16 protein-coding genes and 1 riboswitch are annotated in these 21,843 nt (G+C 37.5%); of the genes, 10 read left to right on the forward strand and 6 right to left on the reverse strand.

Annotation, left to right across the window (positions count from 1 at the left end):
* Positions 1 to 125 precede the first annotated feature (125 nt).
* The 3 genes from cydA to JFU23_RS14195 all read left to right on the forward strand — a co-directional run bounded on the left by cydA (position 126) and on the right by JFU23_RS14195 (position 4,077).
* Positions 126 to 1,481, forward strand: a complete 1,356-nt coding sequence (cydA, locus tag JFU23_RS14185; protein ID WP_201032135.1) for a cytochrome ubiquinol oxidase subunit I — start codon at positions 126 to 128, stop codon at positions 1,479 to 1,481.
* Complete coding sequence (locus JFU23_RS14190; RefSeq protein WP_002089640.1) at positions 1,474 to 2,499, forward strand: cytochrome d ubiquinol oxidase subunit II; 1,026 nt, start codon at positions 1,474 to 1,476, stop codon at positions 2,497 to 2,499. Before cydA ends, JFU23_RS14190 begins: the two co-directional genes overlap by 8 nt.
* Positions 2,500 to 2,718: 219 nt before the next feature.
* The gene (locus JFU23_RS14195; RefSeq protein WP_002129967.1) at positions 2,719 to 4,077 is read left to right on the forward strand and encodes an arsenic transporter; all 1,359 of its coding nucleotides are present in this window, start codon (positions 2,719 to 2,721) and stop codon (positions 4,075 to 4,077) included.
* Positions 4,078 to 4,328: 251 nt separating this feature from the next.
* Here JFU23_RS14195 and thiC read toward each other — a convergent pair whose 3' ends face one another.
* The gene (thiC, locus tag JFU23_RS14200) at positions 4,329 to 6,089 is read right to left on the reverse strand and encodes a phosphomethylpyrimidine synthase ThiC (RefSeq protein ID WP_002068339.1); all 1,761 of its coding nucleotides are present in this window, start codon (positions 6,087 to 6,089) and stop codon (positions 4,329 to 4,331) included.
* Between the two features lie 112 nt (positions 6,090 to 6,201).
* A riboswitch (TPP riboswitch) is annotated at positions 6,202 to 6,317 on the reverse strand.
* 71 nt (positions 6,318 to 6,388) lie between these two features.
* A complete protein-coding gene (gene lldP / locus JFU23_RS14205) occupies positions 6,389 to 8,050 on the reverse strand; it encodes an L-lactate permease (protein WP_201032136.1) in 1,662 nt (553 codons plus the stop codon).
* Positions 8,051 to 8,338: 288 nt separating this feature from the next.
* On the opposite strand from lldP, the gene JFU23_RS14210 reads away from it, so the two are divergent.
* Entirely contained in the window at positions 8,339 to 8,656 is a 318-nt protein-coding gene (locus JFU23_RS14210) for a magnetosome magnetite crystal formation protein family (RefSeq protein WP_002016181.1), read from the forward strand.
* A 176-nt stretch (positions 8,657 to 8,832) separates the two neighbouring features.
* Here the strand turns inward: JFU23_RS14210 and JFU23_RS14215 are convergent, their stop codons facing one another.
* Positions 8,833 to 9,324: a metal-binding protein gene (locus JFU23_RS14215; RefSeq protein WP_002089644.1), complete on the reverse strand. Its 492-nt coding sequence runs from the start codon at positions 9,322 to 9,324 to the stop codon at positions 8,833 to 8,835.
* Between the two features lie 50 nt (positions 9,325 to 9,374).
* Positions 9,375 to 9,740 (reverse strand): YkvA family protein, encoded by a 366-nt coding sequence (locus JFU23_RS14220; RefSeq protein ID WP_002016186.1) that lies wholly within the window; start codon positions 9,738 to 9,740, stop codon positions 9,375 to 9,377.
* Positions 9,741 to 10,290: 550 nt separating this feature from the next.
* On the opposite strand from JFU23_RS14220, the gene JFU23_RS14225 reads away from it, so the two are divergent.
* From JFU23_RS14225 to JFU23_RS14250, 6 genes are all read left to right on the forward strand, one after another.
* Positions 10,291 to 12,219 (forward strand): LTA synthase family protein, encoded by a 1,929-nt coding sequence (locus JFU23_RS14225; protein ID WP_061688708.1) that lies wholly within the window; start codon positions 10,291 to 10,293, stop codon positions 12,217 to 12,219.
* 482 nt (positions 12,220 to 12,701) lie between these two features.
* Positions 12,702 to 13,586: a D-amino-acid transaminase gene (locus tag JFU23_RS14230; RefSeq protein ID WP_201032137.1), complete on the forward strand. Its 885-nt coding sequence runs from the start codon at positions 12,702 to 12,704 to the stop codon at positions 13,584 to 13,586.
* A 211-nt stretch (positions 13,587 to 13,797) separates the two neighbouring features.
* On the forward strand, positions 13,798 to 15,546 hold the full coding sequence (locus JFU23_RS14235; RefSeq protein ID WP_137059364.1) for a C40 family peptidase: 1,749 nt from the start codon (positions 13,798 to 13,800) through the stop codon (positions 15,544 to 15,546).
* Positions 15,547 to 15,908: 362 nt separating this feature from the next.
* On the forward strand, positions 15,909 to 17,120 hold the full coding sequence (locus tag JFU23_RS14240) for a NupC/NupG family nucleoside CNT transporter (RefSeq protein WP_085312813.1): 1,212 nt from the start codon (positions 15,909 to 15,911) through the stop codon (positions 17,118 to 17,120).
* A 261-nt stretch (positions 17,121 to 17,381) separates the two neighbouring features.
* Entirely contained in the window at positions 17,382 to 18,137 is a 756-nt protein-coding gene (locus JFU23_RS14245) for a diguanylate cyclase domain-containing protein (RefSeq protein WP_201032138.1), read from the forward strand.
* Positions 18,134 to 19,435, forward strand: a complete 1,302-nt coding sequence (locus JFU23_RS14250; RefSeq protein WP_002129979.1) for a glycosyltransferase family 2 protein — start codon at positions 18,134 to 18,136, stop codon at positions 19,433 to 19,435. Before JFU23_RS14245 ends, JFU23_RS14250 begins: the two co-directional genes overlap by 4 nt.
* Before the next feature lie 155 nt (positions 19,436 to 19,590).
* On the opposite strand, the gene JFU23_RS30945 is transcribed toward JFU23_RS14250, so the two are convergent.
* Both JFU23_RS30945 and opuD read right to left on the reverse strand, forming a co-directional pair.
* Positions 19,591 to 19,725: a hypothetical protein gene (locus tag JFU23_RS30945; RefSeq protein ID WP_002068447.1), complete on the reverse strand. Its 135-nt coding sequence runs from the start codon at positions 19,723 to 19,725 to the stop codon at positions 19,591 to 19,593.
* 306 nt (positions 19,726 to 20,031) lie between these two features.
* Positions 20,032 to 21,546: a glycine betaine transporter OpuD gene (opuD, locus tag JFU23_RS14255; protein WP_201032139.1), complete on the reverse strand. Its 1,515-nt coding sequence runs from the start codon at positions 21,544 to 21,546 to the stop codon at positions 20,032 to 20,034.
* Positions 21,547 to 21,843: the final 297 nt, after the last annotated feature.

Consider the following 21,843-nt stretch of genomic DNA (forward strand, 5'->3'; position numbering starts at 1 on the left):
TTTAGAATATTTAAACACTATATTACCGTACTCATTTTTTAAATACATATATATTTTTGGTAGTTTTTTGAATAAATTTTCCAATTCAATCAGAAAATAATGGCAAAAAGAAGGGGAGTATACATATGGATACCGTAACATTAGCAAGGGCATTTTTTGGTTCTTCATTAGCATTCCACATTATCTTTGCAACGCTTGGAGTCGGGCTTTCTTTAATGATTTTTATAAGTGAAATACTCTATCACTGGAAGAAAGATTCCGACTATGCCATTATGGCAAAAAGATGGACAAAGGCTTTTGCTATCCTTCTCGGTGTAGCAATTCCAACTGGAACAATTGTTGGTGTACAAATTTCACTTCTTTGGCCTGGTTTCGCCAAAATTGTTGGACAAGTTATTTCCGTTCCGTTTCAAATTGAGATTTTCGCCTTCTTTTTAGAGGCTTTATTCATGTCTATTTACGTATATGCGGCTGATAAACTACCTCCAGTTATGAGATTAATCTCGCTATTTTTCGTTATGATTGGCGCCACTGCATCTGCCGTGCTTATTACATCGGCAAACACATGGATGAATACACCCGCGGGCTTTTCAATGAATCCAGATGGCTCAGTTTTTAACGTTGATCCGTGGAAAGCTTTCTTTAATCCGAGCTTTGGCACAAGTGCATTCCACGTCGTTATTACGGCCTATACAACTGGAGCAGCTGTTATTGCTTCTATCGCTGGATTTAAATTATTAAAGAAAAATTTAAGTGCTCGTGAAATTGCTTACCATAAAAAAGGATTATTGCTCGGGCTTGTCGTTACATTTATCACAGGTGCTACGATGTGGCTTTCAGGACACGAATCTGCTATTGCCTTACATAAACATTCACCTGAGAAACTAGCATCTGCTGAAGCTTTGTTTGAAACGACATCACACGCGCCTTTATCGATTGGCGGGGTTGTGGACCCTAACACACTTGAACTAAACTATGCCCTTGAAATTCCGAACATGCTTAGCTTATTAGTGGGACTAGACCCTAACACCGTTGTAAAAGGTCTAAAGGAATTCCCGCAAGAAACATGGCCACCATTTTACACACATACACTGTTCAATTTAATGGTCGGCACCGCTGCCTTTACCTTTGCAGTTGCAGCTATTTCCCTCTTATATTGGTACTTTGTTTACCGAAAAAAAGGAGTAGAGTTACCGAAGTGGCTTCTTTGGGGAGCTGCCGCCTGTGGACCCGTTATGTTGCTCGGTATTGAATTCGGATGGATTTTTAGTTGTAGTGGTCGTCAGCCATGGACAATTTATGGCATGCAACGCACGGTAGATGCTTCTACGCGCGCTGATTTCGTCGGTCCTTTATTTGTTTTATTCATCATTTTATATATCGGACTCGGTATTTTAACAGTCTTTGTACTACGGACATTCTTTAAGAAACATCCGTTAAAGAATGATTTACATCACGAAGGAGGCGATTCTCGTGCATGAGGAAAGCATTGCAATCATCATCTTATGGGCTCTTATTTTCGTATATAGCATACTAGGGTCTATTGATTTTGGAGCTGGTTTTTGGGGCATGGTATACGCTAAACACCCGACGCTTGCTGCCAAGCTTGCTAATCGGTACTTATCACCTACTTGGGAAGTAACAAATACGTTTCTTGTCTTTGTCGTCGTTGCTTTTCTCGGTTTCTTCCCAAAAGCGGCCTTTACCCTTGCAACCGTTATGTTTGTACCAGTTATGTTAATTTTAGTACTCGTTGCGATTCGTAGTACATTTATGGTATTTGCTTACTCCCTGCCAAAATACCAACACCTTCTTCGGATTATTTCAGGTATTACCGGGCTCTTAATCCCAGCTCTATTAATTACCGTTCTGCCAGTTACAGAAGGTGCCTATATTACGATGTCTGAAGGAAAAGAAGTGCTCCTTTACGGAAAACTTCTTTCTAGTCCCGTTATTTATTGTTATATGCTCTTCGGACTAACTTCGGAACTATTTCTATCATCTCTCTTTCTTGCTGATTTTGCTAGGGAACAAGGTTCTGAAGATACGTACCGAATTTATAGAAGAAATGCCATCATACTTGGTCCTGCAACGCTCGTGACTGCTATTATCGCTCTCGTTGTAATGGACCCTGAAACACACTGGCTTATGCAAGGACTAATAAAGCAATTCCCATGGTTTACAGTCTCTATCATTTTATTTGTTATCGGATACTCTTCCCTTTGGTGGACAAATAAGAAATATGGCACACTAGGCTTTCCTCGCATTGCAGTTTTAGCTGTCGTCGCTCAATATGCATTTGCAAGCTACGCTTACGGCGTCGCCCATTTACCTTATATCATTTACCCGGACGTAACTGTATTTACAAGCTTTACGACGGTCGAAACATTCTATGCACTTCTTATTCTTTACGCAATCGGGATTGCAATTTTACTACCAGGATTTATTTTCTTCTGGAATTTATTCTTAAAAGATCGAACATTTTTAAAGGAAAAATAGTAAATTAGGGGCATTCACACATAGAATGCCCCTAATTTATTAGACTCCTCTCCTAATAGTTATTACACTACTCCTTATACTTGCCTTATTGCTCAAAATACACATATTCACTAGATTAAGGTAGATGCCTAGTTCTTCTTATTTTCTTTTGAATATAATGCTATATAAACTTGAGACAAGCTACATTTGTTCAAGGGAAAGTAGAAAGGTAGGTTAAATATGAGCATTGAAATATGGATTACTATTATTGTATTTTTCTTAACGATGATTGTTATCTTTTGGCGACCTCGCGGTTTAAATGAGGCGTGGCCGGCAGCAGTCGGCGCTAGCATTATCCTCATTACTGGACTTGTATCAAAACCAGACGTCATGGACATTATAAGTAAAATCGGCGGTGCCTCTATAACGATATTAGCGACCATCGTTATGGCGGTTATATTAGAAAGCTTCGGCTTCTTCCACTGGTCTGCAGCGAAGCTCGCAAATTTAGCGAAAGGTTCCGGACGACGCCTATACTGGTACATTCAATTACTATGTTTTCTTATGACTCTTTTATTTAATAATGACGGTAGTATTTTAATTACAACACCGATTTTGATTTTACTTCTGAAAAACCTTCAATTAAAACCTCATCAACAAATCCCTTATTTATTAAGCGGTGCTTTAATTGCCACTGCATCTAGTGCACCAATCGGTGTAAGTAATATCGTAAACTTAATCGCATTAAATATTGTTAATATGACTCTTTATATGCATACAGCTATGATGTTTGTACCTGCAACATTAGGGCTACTGTTTATGTCATGGCTCATGTATACAGTTTTAAAGAAAAAAATTCCAGAAAGATTGCCTGTTTCTTCATATGATATTGAAGAAATTTTCTTCACGAAAAACTTCCATCCGTTAAAAGGACAAAATTCTGTTAATACGAAACAAAAACGTACGAAATTCATGTTAAAAGTATTAGGCTTCGTTTTCCTTATGCGCTGTCTTCTATTCGTTGCATCCTTCTTATCGATTCCAATCGAAATCGTTGCCGTACTCGGTTCACTCGTTCTTCTCATCTGGAGATGGTACTACTTACGAACAAACCCAGTCGATATTTTGAAAAAGACACCGTGGCACATTTTAATTTTCGCTTTCTCTATGTATGTAATTATTTACGGGCTTCATAACGCAGGGTTAACAGCGGCACTTGTAAGTTGGCTTGAACCAGTTGTAAGTCAGCATCTACTCTATGCCAGCTTTGCAATGGGCGGACTCGTTTCCCTCCTCTCTAACGTCTTCAATAACCACCCTGCACTTATGATTGGTACAATCACATTAACAGAAATGGGACTAGATCCAGTCACATTAAAAACTATCTATCTCGCAAATATCATCGGTAGTGACATCGGTTCACTATTATTACCAATCGGTACACTAGCTTCCCTCATTTGGATGTATATCTTAAGACAAAACAAAATTAAAGTGAAATGGAAAGATTATTTAAGCGTATCTCTCATCGTAATCCCACTCACAACAGTCGTCACATTATTCCTCTTATACTACTGGGTACAATTATTCTTCACCTTATAAAGTGAAACTTTATAAGGTGGGTAGGTGTTCATCCCCCACTGATTATTAGCCCGCACCAATCGGGCGTTTACGGGCAGTTTATCTCCCACCTAACTTCTTTGCTCCAGCCGAATTTTGAGGTAGGAGTTTTACTGCCCACAAATAGCGGGATAGACGACAGAAGCCCCCTTTGCTACCGTCTTAGCAAAGGGGGCTTCTTCTATATTTAAGTTAGGTACAGTGTGATCAATCAAGTAAAGAGGTGTAACGTGTTATTGATATAAGTGACTACCAGTTTCTTTGAATTCTACCGCTTTCTCTTTCATTCCTTTTTCAATTGCTTCTGTCGTTTCTAAGTCATTTTCTTTCGCATATTCACGAATATCATGTGAAATTCTCATACTACAAAACTTTGGGCCACACATTGAACAGAAATGCGCTGTTTTCGCCCCTTCTGCTGGCAACGTTTCATCATGGTACTCCATCGCGCGTTCAGGATCTAAAGATAAATTAAATTGGTCGCGCCAACGAAATTCAAATCGTGCTTTTGAAAGTGCATCATCACGCTGATGAGCCGTTTTATGCCCTTTCGCAAGATCGGCTGCATGCGCAGCGATTTTGTACGTAATAACCCCTTCGCGAACATCATCTTTGTTCGGTAAACCTAAATGTTCTTTCGGGGTTACATAACAAAGCATCGCCGTTCCAAACCAGCCGATCATCGCAGCACCAATCGCTGAAGTAATATGATCATAACCTGGTGCAATATCTGTCGTTAACGGTCCAAGTGTATAGAACGGCGCACCCTGACAAATATCAAGTTCTTTCTCCATATTTTCTTTAATTAAATGCATCGGTACATGCCCAGGTCCTTCAATCATAACTTGCACATCATGTTTCCAAGCGATTTTTGTTAATTCACCAAGTGTCTCAAGCTCAGAAAACTGCGCTTCGTCATTTGCATCTGCAATAGAACCTGGACGTAATCCATCTCCAAGAGAAAACGAAACATCGTACTGCTTCATAATTTCACAAATCTCTTCAAAGTGAGTATATAGGAAGTTTTCTTTATGATGGAATAAACACCACTGCGCCATAATCGAACCACCGCGCGAAACAATACCTGTCATACGCTTTGCAGTAATTGGAATGTAACGAAGTAATACACCAGCGTGAATCGTGAAGTAATCAACGCCTTGCTCCGCCTGCTCAATTAACGTATCACGATATACTTCCCACGTTAAATCTTCTGCAATTCCGTTTACTTTTTCAAGCGCTTGATAAATTGGCACAGTTCCAACTGGTACCGGAGCATTACGAATAATCCACTCACGTGTTGTATGAATGTTTTTACCTGTAGATAAATCCATAATCGTATCTGCACCCCAGCGAGTTGCCCACGTCATCTTCTCTACTTCTTCTGCAATAGAAGACGATACAGCAGAGTTTCCGATATTTGCATTTACCTTCACGTGAAAATTACGTCCAATTATCATCGGTTCCGCTTCAGGATGGTTAATGTTCGCCGGCAAAATCGCACGACCTTCTGCAATCTCCTTACGAACAAATTCAGGCTCTACCCCTTCACGAATCGCAACATATTCCATCTCAGACGTAATAATGCCATTACGCGCATAATGCATTTGCGAAACATTTGCACCTTGCTTCGCTCTAAGCGGCTTACGATCCATTTGCGGGAAAACAGGTGTATGTTTTGAAGCCACTTTCACACCGTCATCCTCAGGTTTAATTTCGCGTCCTTCATAAGCTTCCACATCACCACGCCCCAAGGTCCAAGAGTGGCGCGGCGCCTGCAACCCTTTTTCCAGCTCCACTTTATACTCTGGATCTGTATAAGGTCCACTCGTATCATACACACGGATTGGCGGATTTTGAACACCGTTCGTATCGCTTTGTTCAATCTCGCGCATTGGTACTTTCATACCTTCACGTGTTCCATCCACATACACTTTCTTACTTCCTGGTAAACTCGATTTCAATTCAATTTGCTCAGCTGAAACAGACTGTTTCATAACCTTTGTTGCCCCCCTGTTCGTGACAAGGACGAGATATGGCCAGCGCATGCCAAAATAAAAAGAGCCAGGTCCATAAAAGAATAAGGACCTGGCTCATAAAGACATAATTATGTAAAGCCGTTAACTTCCCTACGCTGGTACGAGCCAGATCAGGTCCAAAGGGTTAAGAAGTTCACACGCTTCTCTCTCAGCCTACGCATACGTTAGGCACCCCTAGTTTATCACTGATTTAATTTTCAATACTTTCCCATCATACACTATAATCTGAAAAATGCAAAGTTTATTTCTTTTGTTGCTTACGGAATCATCCAAGTTAAATAATAAGCCTGCACATACGTCATAATCCCAACAATAGTAACGAAGAATAAACTATGCTTCAATGTAAAGCGGAACAAATCTGACTCTTTCCCAGCAAGTCCAACTGCCGCACAAGCAATCGCAATTGATTGCGGAGAAATCATTTTACCTGTTACACCGCCCGTTGTATTTGCTGCAACAAGAAGCACTTCAGATACACCAACTTGCTGCGCTGTAATTGCTTGTAAATTCGAGAACAGTGCGTTCGCTGACGTATCTGATCCTGTTAAGAATACGCCAATCCATCCTAAGAATGGTGAGAAGAACGGGAATAATCCGCCAGTTCCTGCAAGTGCTAATGCTAATGTAGAAGATAGACCAGAATAGTTTGCGATAAATGCGAATCCTAATACGAATCCAATAGATAGAATTGGCATTTTTAGTTCATTTAACGTTTCTTTAAATGTTGCTACTGCATCTTTTGCACTCATTTTCAAAATAAAGATAGAAATGATACAAGCAATTAAAATTGCTGTTCCAGTCGCTGATAAAATATCTAATTTCAAGATTGCTTCATAAGGTGTTGGTTTATTTACAATAGGCTCTGCTTTCATTACTAAATTGTGCAAGCTTGGAACTTCAAATTTAAATACGAGACTTTCTAAAGCGCCGCCCGGAGCGAATAACGCTTTAAAGAAACTCTGGCTCCAGATGACTACCATCACAGTCAAAATAATGAACGGAGACCATGCTTTTACTACTTTTCCTACCGTTAGTTTCGGCATAGATGTCGTTGTCGTCGCCGCGGCTACTTCACTATTCGCTTGCTTAGTTTGATAAATTTCTTTCGGCTGCCAAACTTTTAAGAATAGCGATAAACTTACTAAACTTACAAGTGCTGACGTAATATCAGGAAGTTCTGGCCCTAAAAACGTCGCTGTAATAAACTGTGTAATTGCAAATGAACTACCCGCTACAAATAAAGCAGGCCACGTTTGTTTTACTCCTTTAAAGCCATCCATTAAAAATACGATAAAGAACGGAACAAATAAAGATAAGAACGGTAATTGATGCCCAGCCATTTGTCCAATTTTATGCGGATCAATGCCTGTCACTTGTCCAGCAACTGTAATCGGAATCCCCATCGCTCCGAAAGCTACTGGTGCAGTATTTGCGATTAAACAAAGACCTGCTGCATATAAAGGATTTAGCCCAAGGCCTGCCAGAAGCGCTGCCGTAATCGCTACTGGTGCACCAAATCCTGCTGCCCCTTCCAAAAATGCTCCAAATGAAAATCCAATTAAAATAACGAGTAAACGATGGTCATTCGTAATGGATAATACAGATGCACGAATGACATCAAATTGACCTGTTTTCACAGAAATTTCATATAAAAATACTGACATAATGATAATCCACGCAATTGGCCATAATCCGTATAAGAAACCGTATCCGGTCGCTGCCATTGCCATTGTGAATGGCATTTTATACGCAAATAACGCCACCAAAATCGTTAATACAACTGTAATAAATCCTGCCACATACCCCTTCATGCGGAAAACCGCTAAAGCTAAGAAAAAAAATATGATTGGAATAAGTGCGACTGCTGCCGAAATCCAAATGTTACCGAACGGATCGTAAACTTGTGTCCATGTGTTCATTGTTCTCTCCCCCTAAAGAATCCCCTTTTAAATAAGATATAACCTTATCAATAGACTACCGGGTCATCAGACCTTTAAGCCTAAAAAATACAAAACGTTTAAGAAAACGTTTTCAATAATTTTATCACAACAATTTTCATTTAAAAAGATTTTTTTGAAAATTTCATCATTTAAAACAGAAAATCTTACAAAAACGTCACGTTCTTGTAATGTTAATCGATAGGAAGCTCGCCAAATCTACTGCATACTAAAGGTATAACAACGAACATTACTTATGAGGTGATATATATGAACGGAAACAAAATATTAGCAGCTTTATCATACTTTAGTGTATTATTTGCGCCTATCTTATTCCCTATTATCGTGTGGATTGTGGGCGATTCTGAAACAAAACCACATGCAAAACGTGCTCTATGGACACACATTATTCCAAGTATCGCAACATTTATTGGATTAGTTATTTTAGGAATTATGGGCATCGGATCTGATCAACCAGACGTAACACTTGGAATTGGAGCAATCATCGTCTTATGTATTTGCGGGATCATTAGCTTATACTACTTTATTTGGAATATCGTGAAAGGTATTAAGGTACTGAAAGCTTAGTTTTAAACAAACGTTTGATTAAAAAGGAACTGTCCAAAAATTGATGTCGCATGATCGTAAATGAAATTTTATCGGCGATTCGACAAGGAATATCGACTTAACTACAAAATACGACAAGAATAACCTACCTATTAATAACAAAAAAACCGTCCCAAATACCTTTTGGGACGGTCTTTTTATCTTCTGCGTTTCTTCTTTTTCCTCATCATTTTCTTGCGGCGCGTATTCGCTTTATCCGCTATAATGTGGAGCGTACTCGCCACAACAATCCCCATTACAAACGTTACAATTTCAACCTCGTGTTCCTTCGCAATTTCTATTAAATTTCCACCGAATGCGATTATATTTAATAGGAATAAAAACGGAGAAAACACGATTAACATGTATGCAATACGAATAATATCACCAATTATAATCGTATGTGTGAAGAAGGAACGATGGGGCATTACGCTCCTATATGGATACCAAAAAATACGGAGGAATCCCCATTTATTATACGCATTACTGTACGTATCTAAATCCGGTGTTAGAAATGAAGTACCTACTAAAAAGCCAATTGCAAAAGTTAATAAAAAATCAAAACTTGTTAATCCATACGAAAAGAGCATAAACAAAACAACCGGAAGGGATATTAAGTTTATTTTCGTATGCGTTCTTCCTGATGGCATAATGCACTTCCTCGCTTACGTTCGCCCTGTCATCCTATGACAGTTCTCACCTATTGATCTAATTTTTGATCGATAAATGATGTGTCTATATCCGAACCAAACCATTCTGCCAACTTCACTCGTGCCTTATCTTTCACATCTTCATTTACGTATATCGATGCTTGTAATAGTGCGGCCATTAACGCACCTAAATCATCCGTATAACCGACTCCAGCAATGAAATCTGGAATGGCATCAATCGGTGCAATGAAATAAGCAAGTGCTCCGATTACAATAATTTTCACTCGTTTTGGAACATCCGGTCTTTGCAACACGTAAAACAACAATAAACTCGCATAGATTACCGACTGCCCTGCCTGCTTCGCAACATGTTTTATTTTCTTCCAAAACGCTTCAACTGAAAATTTTTGTTTCATTCAAAAGCCTCCCTATTTTCAAAAGAAATAAGCTACAATATGTTATGTTATCAGTAAAAGTTCATCAAAATTACACATAATCTATCAATGAAATTTCATTGTAACAAACAAAACCAAAAAGAACAAGTGTTCGTTAATTTTTTCATATTTTCCTTCATATAATAGTTTTCTAGACAACCACTTAAAGATTTCTATTCCATATTTCTCAACCAAAAAACTTTCAATTCCGCTTAACATTCTTTTCTATTTTTGTTATATTTTCTAGTTGACGGGCATATAAACGAATGTTAAAGTTTTCTCTGGTAGTGACAAGTCACATACAAAAAATGTAAAATGTTATAGTGTTTCTCAGAAATGAATTTTGTTGTATAATACAGAAATGACGTTATGCTTATGAGCAGCACAAGAAACCAAAAAGGGTATGCATAGTTAAAGTCGTATATGGGTGAATATAGAAACTCTAATTATGGCCAATAAAACTATGTATTTTTTATTTTAACATTTTTCGCTCCAAAATCGACCAAGCCTGATAGAGAAAGGGTGGAAATGAATGAAAGAAACCATGAAATCACAATTTCAAAATGTGCGTTTTACTTTATTCGTAGCTTTGGCCGTATGGCTAAAATCCTACATCATTACACGCACTAGCTTCGATTTAAAACTTGAATCTTTCATGCAAGAATTCATTTTATTCATTAGTCCATTAGCAGCATCATTACTGTTTGTGGGTCTTGCATTATTTGCAAAAGGGAAAAAACGTAACTATATAGCACTAGGAATTAACTTTATCTTAACGTTCATTCTTGTTGGTAACGTAATGTTCTACGGATTCTACAATGACTTCGTTACTTTACCAGTACTAGGACAAACGTCTAATTTCGGAAGTTTAGGTTCTAGTGTGAAAGAATTATTTAACTACAAAATCATCCTTGCATTTGCGGATATTATCGTATTCTTCGTTCTATTGAAGAAGAAGAAAGATTTTGCACCGACAGAACGTGTAGCGCGTCCGATGCGTTCCCTATACTTCGTGTCAACGGTTGCTATTTTCTGCGTAAACCTAGGATTTGCAGAAGCTGAGCGTCCAGAACTATTAACACGTTCATTCGACCGCGTTATGCTTGTTAAAAACTTAGGATTATATGTACACCAAGCATACGATCTTGGCTTACAAGCAAAATCAAGTTCACAAAAAGCGTTTGCTGATGGTAGTAAATTACAAGAAACAGAAAACTACGTGAAAACAACACAAAGTAAACCAGATCCAAATATGTTTGGTACTGCAAAAGGGAAAAACGTAATTGTTGTCTCTCTTGAATCATTACAAACATTCTTAATTGGTGCACAAGTTAACGGACAAGAAGTTACACCATTCCTAAACCAATTTGCGAAAGAAAGTTATTACTTCGATAACTTCTTCCATCAAACTGGGCAAGGTAAAACGTCTGATGCTGAATTCTTAGTAGATACTTCAATGTATCCACTAGACCGTGGTGCCGTATTCTTCACACACGGTAATAACGAATATACAGCAACTCCAGAAATTTTGCGTCAGCAAGGATATCACACATCAGTATTCCACGCGAATAACGCAACGTTCTGGAACCGTAACATTATGTATCCGGCACTTGGTTATGATCGTTACTACAACGAGCTTGACTACAAAATTACGCCAGAAACAAAATTAAATTGGGGATTAAAAGATATCGAATACTTCGATCAATCTATCGATATGTTAAAACAAGTGAAGCAACCGTTCTATACTCGCTTCCTTACTTTAACAAACCATTACCCATTCACTTATGATGACAGTACGAAATTAATCGATGAATACAATTCTGGTGATGGCGTATTTGACCGTTACATGGTAACTGCTCGCTATTTAGACGAAGCAATGAAACACTTTATTGAGCGTCTAAAAGCAGAAGGTATTTACGACAACTCAGTTATCGTATTCTACGGTGATCACTATGGTATTTCTGAAAACCATAACCGTGCAATGGCACAGTTCTTAGGAAAAGAAGAAATCACTACATTTGACCATATGAACTTACAAAAAACACCGATGTTTATTCACGTTCCAGGTCAAAAAGAAGGTAAAACAATTTCAAAACCAACTGGTGAAATTGACATTAAGCCAACAATTCTAAACTTACTTGGTGTAGATTCTACGAATCAAATTCAATTCGGTCATGATGTATTCTCACCAGAAAATAAAGGATTCGTTGTTCTTCGTGACGGTAGCTTCGTTACAGATAAGTACATGTACACGAACAGTACATTCTACGACCGTACTACTGGCGAAGTTGTGCAATTACCGAAAGAAGAATCTCAACCACTAATTGATCGTGCCCAAAATGAATTGAACATGTCTGACAAAATCATTGAAGGTGACTTACTTCGCTTCTCTGAAAGTAACAAGATCAAAACTGGTGAAGTAAAGACAGCTATTAAAGAAGAAAAGAAGAGCGCTGAGTAATCTCAGCCTCTTTTTTTATTTTCTGCTATCCTTCCTCTCCTATTCATTAACTTTAAAATTACATAACCTTCACCTAATATTTACACCACATTAACGAAACATCTTTATAATAAAATATGTAAACGAGGTTCTACATATTTCTTACCCCTCACCTTCAATAAGATTCCTTAAAGAAATATGCAAATCGTTTGCTTTCTACTTTCTTATAATTGTCTTTTAAAGCGTTTTGTTTACATAAACTAAACCTTTAAAGACGATGTCCCTATGAAAGATAGCTACCCTCCTTTTGCAACATTCCATACGAATGTTGCTTTTTTTTTTCAAAAAGCAGGATTCTTATTTCTCATTTTCGAATTTGTATATACAAAATGCTATAAATCACCACTACTTCTCTATGATTTACAAATACATATACGTCATATGTAGAGAATTGCTTACATAAAAATTACTATAGTGCTTTTTATTCATGTACTAAAGAAAGGATGAGACGAAAATTGGCATACGAAAGATTTGTACTATGGAATGATGCAGTTATTGATACAACAAAACATCGCGCGTACATAGAACTTGAAGAAAGAGGCTTACAATTTGGTGATGGCGTCTATGAAGTTATTCGCCTTTATAACGGAAACTTTCACTTATTAGACCCACATTTAACAAGATTATATCGATCCCTTGAAGAAATAGAATTATCACTTCCTTTCTCAAAAGCCGAACTCATCATCTTACTCTACAAATTAATTGAAAACAATAATTTCCACGAAGACGGAACAATTTACTTACAAGTATCTCGTGGTGTACAAGCTCGAGCACATGCATTTTCATATGACATATCTCCGACAATCTATGCTTATATTTCAAAAAAAGAAAGACCATCTTTATGGATTGAATACGGTGTACGTGCTATATCAGAACCTGATACACGCTGGCTCCGCTGTGATATTAAATCGTTAAATTTATTACCAAATGTATTAGCTTATACGAAAGCTGAACGCAAAGGTTGTAAAGAAGCACTTCTCGTACGAAATGGTATTGTAACTGAAGGTAGCCACTCTAACTTCTTTCTTATAAAAAACGGAACACTGTATACGCATCCAGCCAATCACCTTATTTTAAACGGCATTATTCGTCAGTACGTCCTTTCTTTAGCTAACACTCTTCAACTTCCTGTAAAGGAAGAGCTTTTCAGCGTTCGCGATGTTTATCAAGCAGATGAATGCTTCTTTACGGGAACGACTATTGAAATTTTACCGATGACCCATCTCGATGGAACTGCGATTCAAGATGGTCAAGTTGGCCCTATCACCAAATTACTACAAAGGTCATTTTCTCAAAGCCTTTTAAAATCCAACAGCACATCTTCCTAAATACGAATAATCTTCTCATTTTCCACATCAAATATATGTATTTAAATGGAAATCAAGGTGCAGATTTATACCTTGATTTTTTTTTTGTAACCTTTTTGTCATATTCAGATTACCACATAAGTCTTGACAGTAATCGACATGCTCTTTAGAATTTTTAACAGTTGGTAAATATTTCTTCACTACATTACAGACAGAAAGGAATCGACAAATTATGAAAAAATACCTTGCCGGTCTTGCGGCAGTGTCTGTAGCAGGAGGAGCAGCCCCTACACTTGATAGCGTTCAAGCTGCCCCTGAACAAAATACACAAAAAGCTGCTACACAAACTGTCCAAGCTTCCGCATCAAACAATTCATCATATACGGTGAATGCTAGCGTACTACACGTTCGTGCAGGATCAAGTACTTCTCACGACGTCATCTCTCGCGTTTATAATGGTCAATCATTAAACGTAATTGGAGAAGAAAATGGTTGGTTCAAAATTAACGTTAATGGACAAACTGGCTATGTTAGTGGCGAGTTTGTATCAAAAAACGGAGCAACGAATAACAATGTAAGCACAGGTGGAAACAATAAAGTTACTGCTGATGTATTACGTGTACGTACAGCTCCTAACACTTCTAGTTCTGTTTCAGGACGTGTATATGAAGGACAAACTTTAAACGTAATTGGAGAAGAAAATGGTTGGGTGAAAATCAATCATAACGGACAAACTGGTTATGTTAGTAGCCAATTTGTATCAGGCGCTTCTTCAAATACTGGCTCTACAAGCAATAACAACAATAGTAACAATGAAGCAACTGTTCAACCAGCAAGTGGAAACTATACAGTAAATGTATCTTCCCTTCGCGTTCGTACAGGTCCTAGCACTTCTCATCCAACTGTAGGTTCTGTTAAACAAGGACAAGTAGTACAAGTTGTAGGCGAAGTTCAAGATTGGTTCAAAATCAATTACGCAGGACAAACAGCTTACTTAAGCAAGGACTACGTAACAAAAGGCGGTTCTAACGAAAACGTTACTCAAGGTAACAACCAAGAGCAAAATAATAATGGAACTGTTCAAACTGGTGGTACTTACGTTGTTAACGCAACATCTCTACGTGTTCGTACAGGCCCTGCTGCTTACCATAGTGTAATTGGCGGCGTGTTAAATGGTACAACATTAAACGTAGTTGGATCTGAAAACGGCTGGTTTAAAGTAAACTACCAAGGTAAAACAGGCTATGTTAGTAGCGAATTCGTAAAATTCGTTAAAGGTGGCACGGCTACTCCTGAACAACCGAAACAGCCTGAACAGCCAAAACAACCTGATCAAGGTGCAATTGGCGACTACTACATTAATGCTTCTGCACTAAATGTACGTAGCGGCGAAGGTACAAATTATAGAATCATAGGCGCACTTCCACAAGGACAGAAGGTTCAAGTAATCTCTGAAAACTCTGGATGGAGCAAAATTAACTACAACGGTCAAACTGGTTACATCGGAACACGTTTCCTATCTAAAACACCAGTCGGTGGCGCAGTAGATAATAAGCCTAACGACAACCAAAATAACAATCAAAATAATAACAACAACAATAATAATACTAATAATAGCGGTGACAGTTCTTCTCTACTTGCATACGCGAAATCTATGCAAGGCGTACCATACGTTTGGGGCGGTACTTCTGCTAATGGTGTTGACTGCAGTGGTTACATCTACCACGTATTTAAGAAATTTGGTCATAACATTAGCCGCCAAAGTGTTGCTGGATATTGGAGCAGCTTACCACAAACTTCAAGTCCACAACCTGGAGACTTAATTTATTTCAAAGATACTTATAAAGCAGGTCCTTCTCACATGGGTATCTACCTTGGCGGGGGATCATTCATCCAATCCGGAGATAAAGGTGTAGCAATCGCTTCATTAAACAACTCTTATTGGAAAAGCCATTTCTTAGGGTATACGAAAGCACCTTAAGTTATAGTTTCAGAGCCTTCTAGTTTACTAGAAGGCTCTTTTTAAAAGACTCAACATAGTAATCCCCTTTCATTCTCTCTACGGAAAAATTATGCGTTCATTCTCCTATTTCGTACACTATATTCTATAAAAATTGTCCAAAACGTTATCATAATGAATATATTTCCACAAAAAACATAACCTATTTCATGTCTATTCATTTTATATGTGTTTTTTCAAAGAATTTTCTTTTTATTTAAACTTTTCATTAGACGTTTGACCTCCGATGTCCGTTATGATAAATTACTTAAGATGTTATATTCGCAAAAGTATAGACAACTGGTTTATACACTTTTTTACTATGAGGAAGGAGCATGCACTGCATGAATATTTTATGGGGAATTGGCGGCGTGATTGGAGTATTAGCAATCGCTTTCTTATTATCTTCCAACCGCAAAGCTATTAATTGGCGTACAATTTTAATCGCGCTAGCATTACAAATGACATTTTCATTTATCGTATTGCGATGGGATGCTGGAAAAGCAGGCTTAAAAGTTGCTGCTGACGGCGTTCAAGGATTAATTAATTTTTCTTACGAGGGAATTAGGTTCGTTGCTGGGGATTTAGTCAACGCAAAAGGCCCTTGGGGATTTGTTTTCGTTATTCAAGCACTACTTCCAATTGTATTTATTAGTTCATTAGTTGCAATCTTATATTACTTAGGTATTATGCAGAAATTTGTTAGTATCGTTGGTGGTGCATTAAGTAAACTTCTTGGAACTTCTAAGGCAGAAAGCTTAAATGCAGTAACAACTGTATTTTTAGGACAAACAGAAGCACCAATTTTAATTAAACCATACTTAGCACGTTTAACTAACAGTGAATTCTTCACTATTATGGTAAGTGGTATGACAGCTGTTGCCGGATCAGTTCTTGTCGGATATGCAGCAATGGGAATTCCGTTAGAACATTTATTAGCAGCAGCAATTATGGCAGCTCCATCAAGTTTATTAATTGCAAAACTAATTATGCCAGAAACAGAACAAGTAGATAATAATGTTCAACTTTCAACAGAGCGTGAAGACGCAAACGTTATCGATGCAGCTGCACGCGGTGCATCTGAAGGTATACAACTTGTTATTAACGTAGCTGCAATGCTAATGGCCTTCATTGCATTAATCGCTTTATTAAATGGCTTATTAGGATGGGTTGGTTCTTGGTTCGATATTAAACTTAGCCTTGATTTAATCTTCGGTTACTTATTATCACCATTTGCAATCTTAATCGGGGTTTCTCCAGGTGAAGCTATCCAAGCAGCAAGCTTTATCGGTCAAAAACTTGCAATCAACGAATTCGTTGCATATGCAAACTTAGGACCACACATGGCAGAGTTCTCTGCAAAAACAAATATGATTTTAACATTTGCAATCTGTGGTTTTGCAAACTTCTCTTCTATCGCAATTCAATTAGGTGTAACAGGAACGTTAGCTCCTACTCGCCGTAAACAAATTGCACAATTAGGGATTAAAGCAGTTATCGCTGGTACACTAGCGAACTTCTTAAACGCAGCAGTCGCAGGTATGATGTTCCTATAAACTCATGTAAAGTCTCCTCTTTTAAAGAGGAGGCTTTTTTTATATACCTTAAATATAATTTTCGTATATATTAAATCCTTTATGTCTAGATGTATAGATGATATGTTAGAATAATTAGTATGTCTGTTTATTTTTTCTTATAAAAGAGGGATACTACTTGATGTATCTCGCCCCAAAAAACTTCCAACTACATGGTCATTTCTTAATAATTGTGCATACTACAAATATCCAGCACGAATTATTTTTAAGGAGGAAAGTTTCGTGAAAGATAAGTCCTATAAAGTCTTCTCTATGTGGATTTTACAAATTTTATTTTATTTTACTACTGTACATGTGACGAAAAATGAGCACGCGCTCATTTTTACAATTATATATGTCATCATAAATGTACTATTCCTATTTTCAGCTGATAAAACAGCATTTATTTTCTTCATACTAGGGACAATCATTTCAGTATTCTATTTATTTTATCAAGCGTGGCTTCACTTATGGAGTACATCAGATCAATGGGAATATATTATTACCCACTTCCTGATGGCAGCTAACTTCTTCATTGTTTATATTTCAACCCATCTATTAAAAAAGGTTATCCTTAAAAATAAAGAGTTAACTGAACGAGTGAGAGTGCTTGAGCAATACATTGGAGAATCAAAATTATTAACAAGACAAGAATTCGAAAGACGACAAGCTTTATTAACAACTGCGATGAATCGTCGTAATGAAACAGGCATTATCATTTTCTTTGATTTCACTTCCTTTAGTAAATATACGAAGGAAAGTGTCATGGATCGTGTAGCTTCATTGTTAGTTGATACAGTCAGAGCTGACTTTGACCTTGCTGCTGAATATGACAGCAACACATTAGTCATTTTATTACAAAATACAAATGAAGCCGGTGCTGACATTGTAATGAACCGTCTACATCCAAAAATGGAGCAATGGCTTGCTGCTGAAGCAATTCAAGACATTAAAATAAAACGAGAACAAATCACGACAAAAGGACAGACATTATTATGATGACACTCGTTATACTCCTTTTATTCCTTCTGTTCTGCGTACTCGTATTTTGGATTAGCATCACATTTTCAATTAAATATGTACTTATTTTTACGGCCTTTCTATTCTCAGGCCTACTCGTTTACTACTCTCTCTTAACACTCGCAGGCTTAATTCATCGAAATAGTAAACGAAAAGATCGTACGCTAGAACATTATCCAAGTGTAGATATTTTAATACCTGCCCATAATGAAGGGGTTGTTATTAAAGATACATTAGAAGCAATGGCAAAGATTGAATACCCAGGCAAACTAAACGTTTATTTATTAAACGATAACTCTCAAGATGAAACACCTGAAATTGGCGATGATTTCGACAAAGCTTATGCTCATATTCATCACATTCGTGTACCACCTGGCGAACCGAAAGGAAAATCGCGTGTATTAAACTACGGCCTTAGCATTTCGGATGGTGAATATTTCTGTGTTTACGATGCAGATAATCAACCTGAACCACATGCACTGCGAATGCTCGTAGAACATGCTGAAACAACAAAGGATGCCGTTGGAGCAGTTGGACACGTTCGTACAGTAAATGAGAAAAGAAACTGGCTTACACGAATGATTTCATTAGAATTTCAGATTTTCCAGCTCCTTATGCAATCTGGACGCTGGCTATTATTCCAAACAGGTTCACTAACCGGAACAAACATGCTTCTTCGTCGTTCCGCATTAGAAGAACTTGGCGGCTATGATCCTTATGCAATTGCAGAGGATGCCGAATTAACATTAAGGATTACCCAAAAGGGCTATCTCTTACCAATCGTCCCTGAATCGATTACATGGGAACAAGAACCTGAGCATTTAAAAATTCTTATTAAACAGCGGACACGTTGGCTTCAAGGAAACTTATACATCTTAGAAAAAATGTTTTCTTCATTAAGCTTTTTTAAAGGAAAACTTCTCGTCCATTCCTTACAACAAGTTTTAGTGTATGTCGTATTTTGGCTATTCCTAATCATTTCAAACGTTTGGTTTATAATTGGACTGCTCGGGATATTCCAAATTCAATATAGCATTCCATTACTATTTATGTGGTATGTCGCATATATTACATATGTTTCTCAATTATTTAGTGCCCAGAGCGTCGAACGAACCTTTACACCGACCAATATTTTCATAAGCGTCATTATGTACTTTACGTACGCACAGCTCTTTACGTATTTGTTTATTCGCAGTCTCATTCTTTACTTACGTGCAAAGAGCAAGAAACAAGTAATTGGTTGGGATAAAACAGTACGATTTAAAAAAGAAAAATAGATTTCATTAAAAAATAAGCACAGAGCGCCGTATGCTCTGTGCTTATTTTTTACCGCAATACTATATATATCAGACAATACCCCTTAGCTGAAAGTTATTTCACGTCCATCCCCCAACGAACGATCGACCTTCATTTATATACGAAAAAGTGATTGCTATTTTTGTAGAACCAATTGCTTCTCTTGATGCTCTTTACGAGTTTCCGTCTTTGGTTCCGTGCTTTCTTGGGCATTTCGATGTGCCACACGTTTCAAACAAATATGCTTCCACTTTCTTTCGTAACGTTTCATTATTCTAGTTGTCCCCCTTGAATGCGCTTTAAAACTATTTGAAATCGCTTACAGGAAATAATATAGCACATATACATAAAAGTGACAACACATTTCCGACATATTTTTGTCAAAAATATGAATATAACGTGTAAAATATCAGATATTGTCGAACTATATCGATTTTTCTTTTTAAATTACCGATATCTATAGTATTCCGTAACAAAGTAATGCTTTTCCTACAATAGTATAGAACAGTGAAAAAGGACTGCCGAATGTCGGCAGTCCTAATACTATTTATATATACAGAATTTTTTTCTTCTATTATTAATGTTGTTTCATACGTCCTTCTTTTTGCAACTCTTTAAATAGTGCTGCAATCATAAAGAAAATAACAAATACGAACGGGAAGGCCGCAATAATCGACGCAGTTTGCAGCGCCTCTAATCCTCCGACATACAATAAGATCGAAGCTAACGCCGCTAGAACAATACCCCAAACCATTTTAATACGATTTGGTGGGTTTAAGCTACCATGTGTCGTTAACATCGCTAGAACAAACGTAGCAGAGTCTGCCGATGTAATAAAGAATGTTGAAATAAGTAAAATAGCTAACACACATAAAGCCGGTCCTATACTACCCATTTGGTCTAACATAGCAAACAATCCTACTTCTGTGCCCATTTCTTTAATTTGTCCATATATATTTGCACCATCAAATAGCTCCATGTGAATACCTGTTCCTCCGAAAACAGAGAACCAAAGCGCACCAATTACTGTTGGTACGAGTAACACACCAACAACAAATTCACGAATTGTACGCCCGCGTGACACACGAGCAATAAACGTACCTACGAATGGTGACCATGCAATCCACCATGCCCAGTAGAAAATTGTCCATGACTGAATCCATTGATTTCCGCCTTCATTTAATGGACTTAAACGGAAACTCATACTTGGCAATTCTTGAATGTATGAACCGATTGTTGAAGTGAAATAATTCATAATAAAGTTTGTTGGACCTGCAAATAATACAATTATCATAAGTGCAAACGCTAAAATAATATTCGCATTACTTAAATATTTAATTCCTTTATCGAGTCCCGTTTGCGCAGATAGCATATAAAGAACAGTTACAATTCCGATGATTACTAGCTGCGTTGGTAATGAGTTTGGAATAGATGTTAAATAACTAACACCACCCGCAATTTGCTTTGCCCCAAGTCCTAATGATGTCGCCACACCAAATACTGTCGCAAATACAGCTAGAACATCAAACATATGGGCAATACGGCCATGTTCACCGCCTTTAAATAGCGGACCGACCGCCGCACTAATTGTACTTGCTCTTCCTTTTCTAAATGTAAAATACGCAATACATAATGCTACAAGTGCATATAATCCCCACGGATGTAATCCCCAATGGAAAAATGAGAAACGAAGTGCAAGGCGTGCACTCTCTTCAGTCGCACTCTCTCCAAACGGAGGTGTGTATAAATGGTTCAACGGTTCTGCGACGCCCCAGAAAACCAAACCGATTCCCATACCGGCACTAAATAACATAGCAAACCATGTCATATAACTATAATCAGGTTCATCATCATCTTTACCTAAACGAATCGAACCGTACTTAGAAACAATTAAGAAAATAGCAATTCCTAAGAAAATAGAAACGGAAATAATATAGAACCATCCAAACTTACTAACTAACGCAGCTTGAATTACAGTCGTTACATTTCCTAAGCTACCTTTTCCAATAATAGATTCGGGAATAATCCCCCAAAGTGTAAATGCAATACATAATGTTAATGAGACAATAAATGTTTTCGTCAGTTTCCTCATCAAATCCCCCTTCGTATGTTTCATTTCTTGTAAAAATCATAAATTCCGATATGTTAAATCGGATAGAAAACCATAGTTTTTTGTGGTGATTTTCTTTCGGCTCTCTCAAGTTTGCCTTCACCAATTAGAGTTCTTATGGACAGCCTTACCTTCCGTACAACCTTCCCACTCTGCAAGAGCTACAAGATTGGAATACTACTGTCAAATTGTGTGAGAAAAATGCGGATGGGAAGAGATTTTCCCAAAAAAGGATGTGTTACAGTTTTAAAAAAGGGCAGATTTATTCTTTACAACCCT

The sequence above is a fragment of the Bacillus sp. TH50 genome, assembly GCF_016650565.1.
Taxonomy (GTDB): domain Bacteria; phylum Bacillota; class Bacilli; order Bacillales; family Bacillaceae_G; genus Bacillus_A; species Bacillus_A mycoides.

Excerpts from the sequence above, each read along its gene's own strand:
- lldP (WP_201032136.1), bottom strand. The coding sequence starts at position 8,050 with ATGAACACATGGACACAAGTTTACGATCCGTTCGGTAACATTTGGATT.
- opuD (WP_201032139.1), bottom strand. The coding sequence starts at position 21,546 with ATGAGGAAACTGACGAAAACATTTATTGTCTCATTAACATTATGTATT.
- JFU23_RS14195 (WP_002129967.1), top strand. The coding sequence starts at position 2,719 with ATGAGCATTGAAATATGGATTACTATTATTGTATTTTTCTTAACGATG.
- thiC (WP_002068339.1), bottom strand. The coding sequence starts at position 6,089 with ATGAAACAGTCTGTTTCAGCTGAGCAAATTGAATTGAAATCGAGTTTA.
- JFU23_RS14230 (WP_201032137.1), top strand. The coding sequence starts at position 12,702 with ATGAGACGAAAATTGGCATACGAAAGATTTGTACTATGGAATGATGCA.
- JFU23_RS30945 (WP_002068447.1), bottom strand. The coding sequence starts at position 19,725 with ATGAAACGTTACGAAAGAAAGTGGAAGCATATTTGTTTGAAACGTGTG.
- JFU23_RS14220 (WP_002016186.1), bottom strand. The coding sequence starts at position 9,740 with ATGAAACAAAAATTTTCAGTTGAAGCGTTTTGGAAGAAAATAAAACAT.
- JFU23_RS14250 (WP_002129979.1), top strand. The coding sequence starts at position 18,134 with ATGATGACACTCGTTATACTCCTTTTATTCCTTCTGTTCTGCGTACTC.
- JFU23_RS14240 (WP_085312813.1), top strand. The coding sequence starts at position 15,909 with ATGAATATTTTATGGGGAATTGGCGGCGTGATTGGAGTATTAGCAATC.
- JFU23_RS14235 (WP_137059364.1), top strand. The coding sequence starts at position 13,798 with ATGAAAAAATACCTTGCCGGTCTTGCGGCAGTGTCTGTAGCAGGAGGA.
- JFU23_RS14210 (WP_002016181.1), top strand. The coding sequence starts at position 8,339 with ATGAACGGAAACAAAATATTAGCAGCTTTATCATACTTTAGTGTATTA.
- JFU23_RS14215 (WP_002089644.1), bottom strand. The coding sequence starts at position 9,324 with ATGCCATCAGGAAGAACGCATACGAAAATAAACTTAATATCCCTTCCG.
- cydA (WP_201032135.1), top strand. The coding sequence starts at position 126 with ATGGATACCGTAACATTAGCAAGGGCATTTTTTGGTTCTTCATTAGCA.
- JFU23_RS14225 (WP_061688708.1), top strand. The coding sequence starts at position 10,291 with ATGAAAGAAACCATGAAATCACAATTTCAAAATGTGCGTTTTACTTTA.